The organism is Herbaspirillum sp. Her2, assembly GCF_057961375.1.
Genome location: NZ_CM176331.1, coordinates 1,402,783 through 1,417,798, shown reverse-complemented (window position 1 = coordinate 1,417,798; position 15,016 = coordinate 1,402,783). Strand labels below are relative to the sequence as shown.

General features: G+C 66.4%; 11 protein-coding genes. All 11 read right to left on the bottom strand.

What is annotated here, in order from left to right:
- Position 1: 1 nt before the first annotated feature.
- Genes ACWHXP_RS06490 through ACWHXP_RS06440 form a run of 11 tightly spaced genes read right to left on the bottom strand, consistent with a single transcriptional unit; the run spans position 2 to position 14,978 of the window.
- A complete protein-coding gene (locus ACWHXP_RS06490; RefSeq protein WP_121041546.1) occupies positions 2-1,129 on the bottom strand; it encodes a CobW family GTP-binding protein in 1,128 nt (375 codons plus the stop codon).
- Positions 1,130-1,131: 2 nt separating this feature from the next.
- Positions 1,132-2,691 carry a precorrin-3B C(17)-methyltransferase gene (gene cobJ, locus ACWHXP_RS06485; protein ID WP_489635872.1) on the bottom strand — a complete coding sequence of 520 codons (1,560 nt, stop codon included), beginning with the start codon at positions 2,689-2,691 and terminating at the stop codon, positions 1,132-1,134.
- Positions 2,692-2,709: 18 nt separating this feature from the next.
- The gene (locus ACWHXP_RS06480; RefSeq protein ID WP_489623044.1) at positions 2,710-3,513 is read right to left on the bottom strand and encodes a cobalamin biosynthesis protein; all 804 of its coding nucleotides are present in this window, start codon (positions 3,511-3,513) and stop codon (positions 2,710-2,712) included.
- On the bottom strand, positions 3,510-4,286 hold the full coding sequence (gene cobM, locus ACWHXP_RS06475) for a precorrin-4 C(11)-methyltransferase (protein ID WP_034339136.1): 777 nt from the start codon (positions 4,284-4,286) through the stop codon (positions 3,510-3,512). Before cobM ends, ACWHXP_RS06480 begins: the two co-directional genes overlap by 4 nt.
- The gene (gene cobI, locus ACWHXP_RS06470; protein ID WP_489634206.1) at positions 4,283-5,041 is read right to left on the bottom strand and encodes a precorrin-2 C(20)-methyltransferase; all 759 of its coding nucleotides are present in this window, start codon (positions 5,039-5,041) and stop codon (positions 4,283-4,285) included. The genes cobM and cobI overlap by 4 nt, the downstream gene beginning before the upstream one ends.
- Positions 5,038-6,231, bottom strand: coding sequence for a cobalt-precorrin-5B (C(1))-methyltransferase CbiD (gene cbiD, locus ACWHXP_RS06465; protein ID WP_489634207.1), 1,194 nt, complete (start codon positions 6,229-6,231; stop codon positions 5,038-5,040). Before cbiD ends, cobI begins: the two co-directional genes overlap by 4 nt.
- On the bottom strand, positions 6,228-7,805 hold the full coding sequence (locus tag ACWHXP_RS06460) for a precorrin-8X methylmutase (RefSeq protein WP_209534714.1): 1,578 nt from the start codon (positions 7,803-7,805) through the stop codon (positions 6,228-6,230). Before ACWHXP_RS06460 ends, cbiD begins: the two co-directional genes overlap by 4 nt.
- Positions 7,802-8,527 (bottom strand): cobalt-precorrin-7 (C(5))-methyltransferase, encoded by a 726-nt coding sequence (locus ACWHXP_RS06455; protein ID WP_252695857.1) that lies wholly within the window; start codon positions 8,525-8,527, stop codon positions 7,802-7,804. Before ACWHXP_RS06455 ends, ACWHXP_RS06460 begins: the two co-directional genes overlap by 4 nt.
- A gap of 13 nt (positions 8,528-8,540) precedes the next feature.
- A complete protein-coding gene (locus ACWHXP_RS06450) occupies positions 8,541-10,520 on the bottom strand; it encodes a putative cobaltochelatase (RefSeq protein WP_489634208.1) in 1,980 nt (659 codons plus the stop codon).
- The gene (locus tag ACWHXP_RS06445; protein WP_489634209.1) at positions 10,517-14,644 is read right to left on the bottom strand and encodes a cobaltochelatase subunit CobN; all 4,128 of its coding nucleotides are present in this window, start codon (positions 14,642-14,644) and stop codon (positions 10,517-10,519) included. The genes ACWHXP_RS06450 and ACWHXP_RS06445 overlap by 4 nt, the downstream gene beginning before the upstream one ends.
- Positions 14,637-14,978 carry a (2Fe-2S) ferredoxin domain-containing protein gene (locus tag ACWHXP_RS06440; RefSeq protein WP_489634210.1) on the bottom strand — a complete coding sequence of 114 codons (342 nt, stop codon included), beginning with the start codon at positions 14,976-14,978 and terminating at the stop codon, positions 14,637-14,639. The genes ACWHXP_RS06445 and ACWHXP_RS06440 overlap by 8 nt, the downstream gene beginning before the upstream one ends.
- Positions 14,979-15,016 lie beyond the last annotated feature (38 nt).

The window sequence follows — 15,016 nt, the reverse complement described above, 5'->3', positions numbered from 1 at the left end:
TTCAAATCCATTCGGTGCCGGTCAGCGACGACAGCAACTGCGCCACACGCGTGCGACTGGGGTGGTAGCCAATGAAGACCAGTTCCGATCGTCCCGCGCTCTTGCCGCCCTGCGCGCCGGCCACGACGGCCCGCGCACGCACGGCTTGCAGCAATTGCGTGCTGCCCTCGGCAGTGGCGATGAAACCCTTGGTGCGCAGGATGGGCTGGTCCAGCGCCACGGCCACCACGGCACGGCGCAGGGACTCCGGCTCCTGCGCTGCCTGGCTGCGCAGCGTAAAGGATTGCCAGCCGGGATCCTGCTCATGGAAATGCTTGTGGGTGGACAAGCCATGGCTGTGCGCGCCCAGCCCGGAGTGTGCATGGCCATTGAAGCGCCACTGGTCCGCTGCCACGGTGGAGCGTTCGCCCGGCATGCCCACCGGCGTGTAATGGTGATGCACGGTGCTGCCTGCCTGGTGCAGGCGCAAGCCGAGTGCGAGACGGATGTCCAGCCTCGCTCCATAGGCCAGCTCCAGGAAACGCACGTTCGGTGCCAATGCGCGCACGGTCTCCTCAGCCTGCAGCAGCGGCGCTTCTTCCATGCCATCGATCTTGTTCAACACCACCACGTCAGCGCATTCCAGCTGCTGGCGGAACAGCTGCGCCGTCGCATCGCGCACGGCGTCGCCGCTGGCAAAGGCTTCTTCCAGCAGCAGCGGCGTGTCGACCACGGCCAGCGTGGCATCGAGCACGAAGTGCGGGGCCAGTTCCGGCGATTGCAGCACTTCCATGACGGCACTGGGCAGGGCCAGGCCGGAGGTCTCGATGAGCACGTGATCGATCTGTGCCCGCCGTGCGGCCAGGGCCAGCATGGCGGGGACGAAATGTTCATCGTCGCCATAGGCGATGAGGCCATGGGCAAAATCCTGGATCTGTACATGACCCTGCGCATCTCCTTCGGCACGCAGCAGGTCGCCATCGATGGCGACCTCACCGAATTCATTGATGAGCAAGGCCAGGCGGCGCGACTGGCGACGCTGGACCAGGCCGCGCAGCAAAGTGGTCTTGCCGGCACCGAGGAAACCCGTCACCACTGTTACTGGTATCGGCGGCAATGGTGGCGGCAAGGAAGGTAAGACGCTGGCCATCTTCAGCCCCCGGCCAGTGCCGCCAGTTGCGCCTGCAGGGCCGGCACATCATGGGCCACCTGCGGATAGGCCAGCGCTGGCCGGCGCACCGTCAACAGCGGGATGCCCAAGGCGCGCGCCGCCTCCAACTTGGCCCGATAGCCACCGGCCTCGCCCGAATCCTTGGTGACCACGCAGTCGATGCCCCAATCCCGCCACAGCGCTTCATTGAAGGCCTGCGAGAACGGTCCCTGCATGGCGCACAGGTGGGCGCGCGGCAAGCCCAGTTCCAGCGCGCGCTTGATGAAGTCCGGATCGGCGGTGACGCGGGCGAACCATTGCTTGTCGGCCGCACCGGGCGCCTGCAGGAAGCTGCCCAGGTCCTTGGAGCCGGTGGCCAGGAAGATGCGGCGGCCCATGGCGATGGCGCGGGTGGCGGCTTCTTCCATGTCGGCGCAGGCGTGCGGATCATCGGCGGCCAGGTCGCTAGCACGTTCGTAGCGCAGATACGGTATCGCCAACTCCTTGGCCAGTGTCATGAGTTGCTGCGACATCTGCACCGCAAACGGATGCGTGGCATCCACCAGCACGCGCGCCTGACTCTCGCGCAAGGCCTGGCGACGCGCTTCCACGCCCTGGCGGCCGGACCAGACGTGAGCCCCCGGACAATCCTGGCTGGCCAGTTCGCCGCCATAAGCGGTCGCCGTGGAGATCACCACCCGCTCGCCCTGCCCGGCCAGCTCGCGTGCCACCAGATTGCCATCGCTGGTACCGGCAAAGACCCACACCGCCTGCGGCGGCAGTTGCGCCACTTCAGCGGCCTGTGATTCTTCGCTCCAGTCGTTGTAGCCGCGCGGCGTAAAGATCCAGTCGCGCTTGCGCTGGGTAAAGCGGTTGCCGATGACGATCGAGGTCAGCATGTCGAACTGCAGGCCCGGCAATTCATCCAGGCGATGAATGGACACCTGCTGGCCCGGACGATAGGCGTTGCGCACGACCCCGCACAGGGTATGCGGAGCCTTGTGTTGCAGCATCAGCTGCAGGATGCGATAGACGCCCTCCTGCCGCCCGGCACTCTGCACGTTGTAGAGCACGCAGGCCAGGTCGGCCTGGGCGATGTGGCTGGCGCGCTGTTCGATCCAGGACCACGGGCACAGCAGATTCGACAGCGACAGCGTGGCGAAGTCATGCGACAGCGGCGACCCCAGCAGCGAAGCGCAGGCATTGGCCGAGGTCACGCCGGGAATGACGTTGACCTCATAGGTATCGTCCTCGCGCATGTCGTCGAAGGCCAGCGCGGCCATGGCGTAGATGCCGATGTCACCGCTGGAGATGAGCGCCACGCGGCGCCCGGCGCGGGCCTGCTCGATGGCCAGCAAGGCGCGCTCGCGCTCTTGCGTGAGGGGCGGCGTGTGGATTTCCTTGCCTTCGATGTGCGATGCGATCCAGCGCAGGTACAACTCGTAGGCGACGATGACCTCGCTGTCGCGCAAGGCCTCGATGGCGCGCGGGATGATCATCTCTTCAAAACCGGGGCCTACGGAGACCAGGTTCAATACGCCTTTTTTCTTGACGACTTCCATCTGCATACTTTCCATGTTTTACAGCTTGTCTTTGAATGTCCGCCAAGCATCGGCGTCATCCACCACGGCCACGGTCACCCCGTCCAGCGCGGTCTTGCCCAGCAACAGACGGCCACGCGGGCTGGCGATCAAGGCCGCCGGTTCGCAGACGCCGTCCACGCCGACATTCTGGCGCACCCACTCCGAGGGCTTGCCGACCCAGGCGCGCTGGGCGATCTGCTCGCGTGCAATCACGCGCAGCGGCAAGTCATGGGTGGCGCAAAAGGCCAGCAGGCCGGGCTCTTGCGCCTTGATGTCGATGGTGGCCACTTCGCGCACCTGGGCCAGCAAGGTGCCGGGGCACAGGTCCAGCGCCTGCGCCACGGCAAGGGCAATCTGTTCCGCCGAGGCCAGCTTGCGGCAACCGATGCCCAGTACCAGCGGCTTGACCGCTTCCGTGGCGGTCGTCACCACCGGCTGCGCCCCCGTCAGTTGCGCTACGCGGTAGGCCAGTCCGTTGGCCCCGCCTTCATGTCCGGCCAGCAAGGCGATGGCAAAACGGGCCACCTCATCGACCACCACCAGCGCCGGATCGCTGTGCTTGTCCTGCGGCAGGCCGTCCAGGAAGCGCACGGCAATGCCGGTGGCGCCGATCATGATCCATTGACGATGGCGGCGATAGGCCAGCGCAAACTGCTGCCGCTGCGACAGTCCGCCCTCGGCCTGCAGCCACGGCTGATACAGCTCGCCGCCCAGCCTGTCCTGCAGGTAAAGAGCCAGCGCCGCCGCCTCGGCACGCACCGGCCACAGGCCGAGTTCAGCCGGGGCGACGGGGGGATTCATGCGGCGTCCTTGTTCTTCTTGACCACGCGGAAGAGGTGCGTGAAGTCCTTGGAGTAGAGACTGGATTCGGCGACCTGCTCCTTGTTCAGGGCGGCACCCACCAGCATCATGGTGGTCAGGTTCCACTCGCCGCGCTTGTTCTCTTCCAGCACCTTGTCGAGCGAGCCCTGATAGATGCGCTGCTCCGGCCATGTCGCACGATAGACCAGGGTCACGGGCGTTTCCGGCGGATAGTGCAGCAGCAGGTCGTTGACGATCTTCTTGAGGTGCGGACCGGAAAGGAAGATGCACATGGTGGCCCGATGTGCCGCCAGCGAAGCGATCGACTCCGATTCCGGCACGGCTGAAGCACGTCCCGACACCCGCGTCAGGATCACGCTCTGCGACACCTCCGGCTTGGTCAGTTCAGCCGACACCGCCGCTGCCGCAGCGGTGAAGGACGACACGCCCGGCACCACTTCATAGGCAATGCCCAGCGCATCAAGGCGGCGCATCTGCTCGGCAGTCGCGCCGTAGATGGCAGGGTCACCTGAATGCAGGCGCACAACGTCAATGCCCTGCTCCTGCGCACGCACGTAGCAGGCTTGCTGCTGCTCCAGATCGAGGGCGGCGGTATCGATGATCTCGGCCTCGGGGTGGCAATGTTCCAGCAAGGCGGTCGGCACCAGCGAACCGGCATACAGCACCATGCGCACCTGGCCCAGCAGGCGCGCACCGCGCAGGGTGATGAGGTCGGCCGCACCGGGGCCGGCCCCGACGAAATAAACTTTCATGCATTTCCTTTCGAATTCTCTTGGGGCGCACGATGGCGCTGCGCCTGCGCCGTCTTGCGGATCAGCAGCACGGCGAGATAGCCGCTCGCTTCTGCCGCATCCAGCGCGGTGAGGTCACTGGCCAGCACTTCGCCCTCCAGACCGATGCGACGGGCGAAGCCGCAGTGCTGCGCAATGCCCATCTCCCGCAGCAAGGCCAGCACCCAAGGCAGGCGCGCGCCGACTTTCATCAGCACGACGATGTCATGGCCTTCGATCTCGGCGCGCAGGGTGGCGGCGTCTTCCGGACAGGGCAGGATCAACGTGCGCTCCTTGCCCACCCCCAGCGGCCATTCCAGCGCGGCAGCAGCAGCGGCATAGCTGGTGATGCCGGGCAGCGTCACGCAATCACACCCGGGATACAGGTCACGCACGGCCGCCAGCACATAGCCGTAGGTCGAATAGGTCAGCGCATCACCGATGGTGAGATACACCACCTGCAGCCCCTCACGCAGTTGCGCCGCCAGTTGCTGGCCCAGTTGCGCGTAATGTTCCTGCAGGACCTGGCGGTCCGGGTCCATGTTGAATTCGATCTCGCACAGGCGGCTGCGGTCGAACTCCACGCCTTCCAGGCATTGCAGGGCCACCGACAAGTCCGCGCCACGCGCACGCGGAATGTAGATCACATCGGCCGACCGCAACGCTGTGAGCGCCGCCAGCGGCAGATAGCCGGCCGGACCGGGACCGACACCGATCCCCGTGAGACGCCCGCTCATGCGCCCTCTCCCAGTTGCCGTCCGTCCAGATCGAACAGCCGCACCACGATGCGTTCAACCGCCGGCACGCGCGCCTGGGTGAGCGCCGCAATGCGGGCTTCGATCTCGCACCAGAGGCGGCGCGACAACGCGGCATCCTGCTGGCGCACCAGTTCTATGATTGCTTCCACCGTATTGGCTTCCTTCATCTGCTGCAGCAGGGCGGCGTCAAAGCAGACGCCCTGCCCCGCCGCGTTCATTTCTTCGGCCACGCGGGCCACGCCCTGCATGGCCATGTTGCTCTTGCTGGAGTGCGTATCCCATACACCATCCAGCACCTTGGCCAGTTTGCCCGGATGCCCCGCCAGCCACAGCAGCGGCAGCGTGCGTCCCTCTTCGGCCAGCGCCTTTTGCGTGAAGTCCAACGCATCGCCGAGGAAATTGGCGATCTGCACGCTGCGCTTGTCGGGCAGGCCCAGCGTCTGTGCCACGAAGACACGGCCGATCTTGCCCGGCAGGTAGGCCACCGCATCGCCCGGCGCACAGGCGGCCAGGGCGACGCGGATGTAGACCTCGATGGAGGCAATCCAAGAGGCCATCGACATCGGCTCCACGATGCCCGAGGTGCCCAGGATGGAAATGCCACCGACGATGCCCAGCTTGGGATTGAAGGTTTTGGGCGCAATCGAGAGACCTTCGCGACAGCCGATGGTGAGGTCGAATCCCCAAGAGCTTGCCTCAGGCTGCAGCTCCGCCAGCACCTCCGTCACGGCCGCGCGCATCATGGCACGCGGCACCGGGTTGATGGCCGGCTCACCGACCGCTACGCGCAGGCCGGGCATGGTGGCCGTGCCGACGCCCTCGCCCGCGAAGAAGCGGATCTCGCCCCCGGCATTGCGCCGCACCTGCGCCACAATGGTCGCACCGTGCGTGTTGTCGGGATCATCGCCACCGTCCTTGAGCACTTCCGCCTGCGCGGTATCGGCATCGATCATGCTCACGGACTGGATCGGCACACTCAGGTAATGCAAGCCATCCGGCAGGCTCACTTCGGTCTGCTGTACCGTCATGCCTGCCAGCAGACGATACAAGGCCGCACGCACCGCAGCGGTGGCGCAACTGCCGGTACTGCGTCCGCGCCGCAGGCCATTGGGCGCCAGCACGGACAGGTCGTACTCGGCACGCTGCAGCTCGCCGCTGGCCTCCTTCACTGCACGCCTTCGCTCTGCGCTTCCTGCGCGACCAGCCAGGCGATGGCATCGATCATCAGTGCATTGACCACGCTGGCCGCCCAGGGCGAGCCGCCGCGCGTACCGCTGTTGGTGATGCGCGGCACCTGCAGGCAGCGGCGCAGTTCATCCTTGCTCTCGCGCGTGCCGACAAAGCCGACCGGCAGGCCGATCACCAGTTGCGGCCGCCAGCCGTGTTCGCGGATCAGGCGCACCGCCTCGGTGATGGCTGTCGGCGCATCACCGATGGCCAGCACCATGTCGTTGCCAAACTTCTGCCAGGCGCGGCGGATACCGGCGGCCGAGCGGGTCATGCCGAGGTTCTGCGCCATCAGGTGCGATTCGGGATCGTGCACGCCGCACCAGGTTTCCACGCCCAGCTGTTCCAGCACGGCGCGCTTGAGGCCGGTCTGGACCATGGTCACATCCGTTACTACCCGCTTGGTGCGCAGCAAGGCCTTCATGCCGGCCTGTACGGCACCGGCGGAAAAATAGATTTCATCGGCCACGGCGAAGTCGCCGCTGGTGTGGACCAGGCGCTGCAAGACCGTCAGGTGATCGGGCGGGAAGCCGCTCCAGTCGCGTCCGGCCTGGATGATCTCCATGCTTTCCGCTTCGATGGGATGGGGCACGTAAGGGGCCGTGCCTGCCGTGGCCTGCGCCAGCTGCTCGCGCGCGGACAGATCGCGCACCTGCAGGTGATGCGCGCGCTGCGGCTCGCCGACCTGCTGCTCGAAGCCGACGATCTGCACCCGGTACTTGCAGAGCGTGCAGTTCATGGCGGCACGGCCTTCAGCGGCATCACGCGCGCGTTCCAGCATCACATCGGCCACGTGCGCATGCACGCCCAGATAGGCGGCCTTGAGCACTTCCACGCCTCGCTCGCGCTGTGCCAGTTCATCGGCAGCAGCGTAGATACGCTTGACCAGCACGCCATCGAAGAGGAAGAACGGCAACACCACCAGACGCTGCCAGCCTTCGCCAGCGGCCTGGGACAAGCCGTCCCGCACCAGCGGCGTGGCCGTGCCCGAGAAGCAGACCTTGACGCCGCCAAAGCCCATGCCTTCCTGCACCATGCGCGCCAGCTTGGCGATCTCGCCATTGGCGTCCGGGTCGGTGGTACCACGGCCGACCAGCACCAGGCAGGCATCCTGGCGATGGATGATTTCTTCCGAACCGGCTTCGGCTTCCACCACGCGCTGCTGCACCAGTTGCAGCAGCAGCGGGTGCAGGTCCATGGGCGCGCCGAAATGGAAATCGACCTGCGGATAATCGCGGGCCAGGGCCAGCAGTTCGGCCGGCATGTCGTTCTTGGCATGGCGTGCGCCCAGCAGCACGCCGGGCACCACCGCCACTTCGGTGGCACCGTCGGCCACGCAGGCAGCGGCCGCTTCCGAGATCGTGGGGGCCGCAAATTCCAGATAGCCATGGCGCACGATGCGGCCCTCGGCACGATCCCGCACCAGCGCGACCAATGCCTCGAATTCTCGCAGGGCATCGGGATCGCGGCTGCCGTGGCCGGCGATCACGACAGCCGATTGGCGCGTGGCGCTCATGCCGGGGCTCCCGCTGCCACCTTCTCCGGCGGCGGTTCGATCTGGCTGTCCATGGGCGTCAAGGTACGGATGAGCATGATGCTCATGTCGCTGAATTCCTTGTCGGCACAATCGGCCAGCTTGCCGTGCCACTCGGCGTCGCCCCGGGTCAGGTTTTCCCAGACTTCCGTGGGATGTTCGGGATTGACGCCCTGCTGCAGCAGATAAGTCGCAATGTGACGCGGCATGAAGGAGCGCGCCGCATCCCACGGACAAGGGATGACGATGGCATTGCGTCCATCGTTCAATACGTTCACCAGATGGCGCTTGAAAGGCTCCAGATCGCCGCGCCGGTGGAAGGTAATGAAGGTCGTTTCATCAAAGCACACGCGCGCCCGGGAAGCGAGGATCTGCGCCGAGGAAATGCCCGGCAACGTCTCCACGCGATGGCCGCAGGCACGCTCCACGCGCTCCAGGTACTGGAAACCGCTGAAATGGATATCGCCCATGAAGACCACTACGCAGCGCTTGCCCGCGTGATGCAGGGCGGCGACTTCGTCGAGTTTGGCAACCTGGTCGCGATAACCCATCAGCACGACCTGCGCGCTGGCGGGGATGAGGTCCTTGACCACATCGACCACGGCATTGAAGCCGGCCACCACGTCAGCATTGCGGATCAGTTCCGCGCCGCGCATCGTCAGGTAGGAATGGTCGCCGGGTCCGGCACCGATGCAGATGATCATGTGTTTTCCTTGTTCAGCGCACGCCCAGTTGCGCACGCACGGTCAACGCCAGGGCGTCGCCGGTCAATTGTTCGAGGGTCAGGCAAGGCGCACCCAGCGCCTCGGCCAACTGGGCCGCACGGCCCAGGCGCAGGTAACCGGCTTCGGTGTCCAGCACCAGGGCCGGCACACCCTGTGCGGCCAGCGTCTGTGCAGCTTGCAGGGTTTCGGTCCAGGGGTCGCCGCTGCTGCCGGGCAGGCTGACGTTGGCCTTGCCGTCGGAGAGGATCACCAGCAGCGGCGGTGCTTCCTGCGCGCTCTGTTGGGCGGCTTGCTGCAGCACTTGCGCCGCCAGTTGCAGCGCATGCGGCAAGGGCGTGCGGCCGCCGGTCGGCAGTTCACGCAAGCCTTGCTCGGCCAGATCGGCGCTGCGCGTCGGGGCCAGCAGCAATTGTGCCTGCTCGCCACGGAAGGCGATCACGGCCAGTTGATCGCGGCGCTGATAAGCATCGGTCAGCAGCGCAAGCACCGCGCCCTTGACCGCTTCCATGCGCCGTTGTGCGGCCATGGAGCCGGACGCATCGACCACGAAGACGATCAGGTTGGCACCGCGCCCGCTGCGGACCTGGCGATGCAGGTCATCACGCGTGACGGTGAGGGGCCCATCCGTCTCGCCCGCCAGCGCGCCGCGCACGGCGGCACTGCGCAGAGTAGCACCGATGGCCAGGCGGTCAGGATTCGCGTCGGGCACGGCGCGCACGGCGTTGCCCCGGTTGGCATCGGCGACTGCGCTGCGGCGGCCGCTGGCTGCATTGGCGGCCGATTGCGGCGTCGCAGCCACGCTGATTCTGCGGGCCGTACCCGCTGCAGCAACGGCGAAGGTCTGTTGTCCGCCCTCGCCTTCCTGCTCCTGTTCCTGCTGCGGCTCATCGGAGGGAGGCGTCTCTGCCGCATCTTCGCCTCGGGTATCGCCATGTTCAGCTTGCGGCGGCGGCTCGGGCTGGCGCGCCTGATCGACCAGGTCATCCAGCTTGTCCTCGTCCATGCCGGTCTGCTCGAAGGGCTTGCGGCGGCGACGATGCGGCAGCACCAGCAAGGCGGCTTCGCGTACATCGTCCGGTGTGACCCGCGTGCGGGCCTGCAGGGCAGCGATGGCACGTGCGGTCTTGTGCATGACGATATCGGCCCGCAGGCTGGCCACTTCGAACTCGCAGCAGAGATGGCTGATCAGCTCCAGCATGGCATCGTCCAGCACCACGTCCGGGAGCAGGCGCTGAGCCTCGGCCACCTGCGCAAGCAAGGCGTCCTGCTGCGGCTGCCAGCGCTGCGCAAAGGCGGCGGGATCGGTCTCGAAGGCGATGCGTCGGCGTACCACCTCGGCGCGCACGGTCTTGTCGGTCGGTGCGCTCACTTCCACCATGAGGCCGAAGCGGTCCAGCAATTGCGGCCGCAGATCGCCCTCTTCCAGGTTCATGGTGCCGATCAGCGTGAAGCGCGCCGGATGGCTGATCGAGATGCCCTCGCGCTGCACTGAATTGACGCCCATGGCGGCCACATCGAGCAGCACATCGACCAAGTGGTCGGCCAGCAAATTGACTTCATCGATGTAGAGGATGCCGCGATGGGCCGCAGCCAGCAGGCCGGGCTGGAACGCGCGCTGGCCACCTTGGAGCGCCTGCTGCAGGTCGAGCGAACCAAGCACGCGGTCTTCGGTGGCGCCAAGTGGCAAGGTCACGAAGGGCACGGTGTCCTGGCGCTGTACCGGGTCTGTATTGCAAACTGTACAGGCACTGGCCGGCTGGCCCGGTGCGCACTGGAATGCACAGCCTTCGGTCAGGGTGATCGGTGGCAGTACCTGGGTCAGCCCACGGGCAGCGGTACTCTTGGCCGTGCCCTTGTCGCCGCGCACCAGCACGCCACCGATGCCGGGATCGACCGCGCACAGCAGCAGCGCCTGCTTCAGCAGGGGCTGGCCGACGATGGCCGCGAAGGGATAGGCATTGAACGCCGTCATTGCATGTCCTTGGTGTGTTCGCTGCCGCGCACGGTTTCACCGCGTGCTTCCAGCAGGGCTTCACTGTGCAGGTACAGTGAGCGCAACTGTTCGATGGTCTGTACTGCAGGTGTCTGCCACATGCCACGGCTGGCGGCTTCCAGCAGACGCTCGGCGATGGCGTTCTGGGCCCAGGGATTGGCCTGTTCCAGGAACTCGCGCATGGCCGGGTCGAAACCATAGGTCTCGGCCAGTTGCTGATACATCCAGTCTTCCATCACTTGCGCGGTGGCATCGTAGCCGAACAGGTAATCGACGGTGGCCGTCAACTCGAGGCCGCCCTTGTAGCCATGGCGGCGGATGCTGGCCAGCCACTTGGGGTTGACCACGCGGGCGCGGAAGACGCGCAAGGTTTCTTCCTTCAGGTCGCGCACGGCGGCGCGCTGCGGGTCGTGGCTGTCACCGAAATAGTGGCGCGGCTGCTGGCCGGACAAGGCGCGGATGGTGGCGATCATGCCGCCGTGATATTGCAGGTAGTCGTCACTGTCGAAGATGTCGTGTTCGCGGTTGTCCTGGTTGTGCAAGGCCACTTGCACACCGGAGAGACGCTGGCGGAAGGCCTCGCGCTGGTCCGCGCCCTGCACCTTGCGGCCGTAGGCGTAGCCGCCCCAGTTGATGTAGGCCTCGGCAAAATCGGCCTGGTCCTGCCAGTTCTTTTCCTGGATCAGCGGCAGGATGCCGGCGCCGTAGCTGCCGGGCTTGGCCCCGAAGACGCGATAGGCCGCCTGCGCCGCCGCCTCGGCCTGGCCCAGTCCGCCTTGCATGGCCTGCTGCAGATCGCGCAGGTAGTGCTTGCGCACGAAGTTCAGGTCTTCCGGCTCGTCGGCGGCGATGGCCAGCTGCACAGCATCGTCGATCAGTTCGATCAGCTGCGGGAAGGCATCGCGGAAGAAGCCGCTGATGCGCGTGGTCACGTCGATGCGCGGACGCTGCAATTGATCCAGCGGGATCAGTTCGACCCCGGCCACCTGCCGGTTGCCTTCGCGCCAGACCGGCTGCGCGCCCATCAATGACAGGATCTGCGCCACATCGTCGCCATGGGTCCGCATGGCGCTGGTGCCCCAGATGCTGATGGCCACGCTCTCGGGATAGTCGCCGCTCTCGCGGTGATGGCGCTCCAGCACTTCGTGCGCCAGTTGCTGGCCCACGCGCCAGGCCGATTGCGAGGGCACGCTGCGCGGATCGACCGAGTAAAAATTGCGCCCGGTCGGGAGAATATGCGCCATGCCGCGCGTGGGCGAACCGCTGGGTCCGGCCGGAATGTAGCCGCCGCGCAGGCCGTTGAGCAGGTTGCTGATTTCTTCATCGGTGCGCTGCAGGCGCGGTACCAGTTGCTCGCAGGCGAAGCTGAGGATGCGGCGTACTGCGCTGGTGTCGGTAGCCTTGATCGGAGCAGCCGGTGCTGCGCGCTTGACCGGCGCAGCCGGTCGCGCCATGGCACGCATGCCGCCGAGCACGCTGCCCGCACTTTTTTGCAGGGTCGGTTGCAGGCGCGGTTTTTCTTCGGCCGGGGCGCTGAACAACGGCGCGAACAAGGCCTGGATCACGGCCTCGATGGCAGGCACTGCAAAGCCGTGCTGCTGCAGGGCCTGCATCAGCGACAGGCACAGCGCATCGATGGCTTCGAGCGCGTCGGCGCGGGTGACGATGGCGCGCCCGGCCGTGCGAGCCAAGGCATCGTCGATGTTGAGGCGGCGGCCCTTGTGTTCCAGCAGCATATCCAGCGACAGGCCGAAGAGCCGCGCCACTTCTTCCTGCAGGCCCGGCAGGTCCTGGTTGGGCAGGCGCGTCAGGGCCACCAGCATGTCCGGCAGTTGCTGCGCATCGGGCATGCGGCCGAGGATGTGCAGGCCGTCGCGGATCTGGGCGGCACCCAGTTCGCACAGGTAGCCGTCGAGATCCTCGATCAGGTGCGCCACACCGGCACCATCCAGTTCGCTCAGCGCGTGCGGCAGCGCGCCGTCGTCGTGCGCATGGTCATGGTCGTGATGATGGTCATGGTCATCGTGATGATGATGTCCGTGATGATGGTGATGCCCATGGTCGTGCCCGTGCTCATGGTCATGATCGTGGTCATGATGCAGCAGCTTGTATTGCAGGTCCGTATCCAGATTGGTCTGCCGCACCAGCTCCCAGATCTGCTGCTGCAGCAGAGGCAGCTTGGCCGGATCGAGCACCTCGACCTGGTAATACTCGTCCACGAGCTGCGTGAGCTGGGCCAGCGCGCCGTAGCTGTCGGCGGTGGTCATGGGCGGCGTCAGGTGGTCCACCACCACGGCATGGGCGCGGCGCTTGGCCTGCGAGCCTTCGCCGGGATCGTTGATGATGAAGGGATAGAACAGTGGCACGTCGCCCAGCAAGGCATCCGGGAAGCATTCTTCAGACAGGCCCACGCCCTTGCCCGGCAACCACTCCAGGGTGCCGTGCTTGCCGACGTGGACGATGGCATCCGCGCCCCATTCTTCATCCAGCCAGCGGTACAGGGCGTAGTAGTGATGCGTGGGCGGCAGGTCGGGCTGGTGATAGATGGCGTCCGGATCCATGCCGTAGCCGCGCGGCGGTTGCAGGGCCACGAAGGCATTGCCGAGGTCGAGCCCGGCGATCACCAGATGCTGGTCGTGCACGTAAGCCTCGCCGGGCGCGGCGCCCCATTGGCGCTGCATCCTGGCCTGCAAGGCGGCGGGCAAGGCGGCGAACCATTGCGCATAGCGCGCCGCCGGGATGCGCGCGGCAGCACGGCGCAGCTGGTCTTCGGTGAGCAGGATGTCGTCGTAGGAGCAGTGGTCCACCAGTTCGTGGATCAGGGCCGTACCGGTGTCGGGCAGATCGCCGATGGCATAGCCATCTGCTGCCAGCGCGCGCAGCACGGCCATGAGCGACTCGGGCGCATCCAGCCCCACGGCATTGCCGATCTGCGCGGCCTTGCTGCTGGAATTGGTGAAGATGAAGGCGATGCGCTTTTGCGCATTGGGCGTGCAGCGCAGGCGCACCAGCCGCTGCGCCAGCCCGGCGATGCGGCGCACGCGGTCCGGCAGGGCCTGGTACTGCACCACGCCCGCTTCACTGGTGTGCTTGAAGGACAGCGGCACACCGATGATGCGGCCGTCGAATTCGGGCAGGACCACGTTCATGGCCGCATCCAGCGGATTCATGCCGCGCGTGGAATGCTGCCACTGGTCCTGCGTCATGCCGCTGGTGATGGCCTGCAGTACCGGGCGGTTCAACTGTTCCAGCACCGAGACCGACCAGCCCGCCGGCGTGATGCCGCCTGCCGTAATCTCGCCCATGGCGAAGCTGGTGGTGTTGATGATGAGATCGACCCGGCCCTCGGCGAAATACGCCAGCGCAGGCGGCAGCGTTGCCCCACTGCTGGCCGACACCCGCAGCGAGGAAGTAAACACTGGCAGCACATCCATGCCGCGCGCCTCCAGCGCCGCCACCAGCGCATCGATGAAGGCGGTATTGCCCGAGAGCCAGTGCGCCCGGTAGAAGATGATGCCCACCGCCGGCTTGCCCGCCGGGGCCTGTGCGCGCAGGGCCAGCCAGTCGTCGAGGCGGGCATCCTGTTCGAGGTCGGGATGGTAGAGGCCGTGTTCGGGCAAGGCCTGCGCGGGCTCGTAGCCGTAGCCGCTCAGCAGCAGGCGATCCGACAGGCAGCGCAGCAGCTGCGCCAGGTTGACGCTGCCGCCGCCGTTGAAATACGCCAGCGCCTGCTGTTGCACGTCAGGTGCGGCAGTGGAAGCCGCGGCCAGTTCGGCATCGGGCTCGCCGGTACCCGACAGCACGATCAGCTGCCGCCCTTCGGCGCGCGCGGCCCGCAGCAATTCAGGAAAACCGGCCACTGCACCCAGCCGTCCGAGTACGCGTAGCACGATCACCTGCGCGCTGGCCAGCTCCGCGCGCAGCAGGGTCGCCAGCGTGCGCAGCGGCTGACCCTGCTCATCGGTGCCGGATTGCAGGGCTTGCAGGTCGTAGCCCGCCACGGCGGGGAATTCCGCCGGCAACTGCGCGCGTGCAGCAGCCAGCAGCGCCAGGTCGGTCGGGGCGTGCGTCAGCAGGACGATGCGGGCCATGGGATCAGGCATCGGAGACCTCCGCTTCCGGCAACACATCGCCGCTGCCCAGGCGATGGAAGACCAGGTCACTCACTTCGCGTCCGCCTTCCAGATGCTCCTCCACCACGCGCTCGATGGCGGCGGCATCCTCGCAGCGATACCACACGCCCTCGGGATAGACCACCACCACCGGGGCCTGCGCCTTGCAGGCCACCATGCAGTGGGTACGGGTACGCTTGACGCGCAGCTCGGGGCGAGCGTCGATCTGTTCGCCCAGCACGCCGAACATGGCTTCGGCCAGCACGCCGTTTTCGGTACAACGCGGACCCACGCACATGAGCACGTGACGATGATGAGTTCTCATGGCTTTGATGCTTTACTTTCCCCGGCGCAGCAACGCCG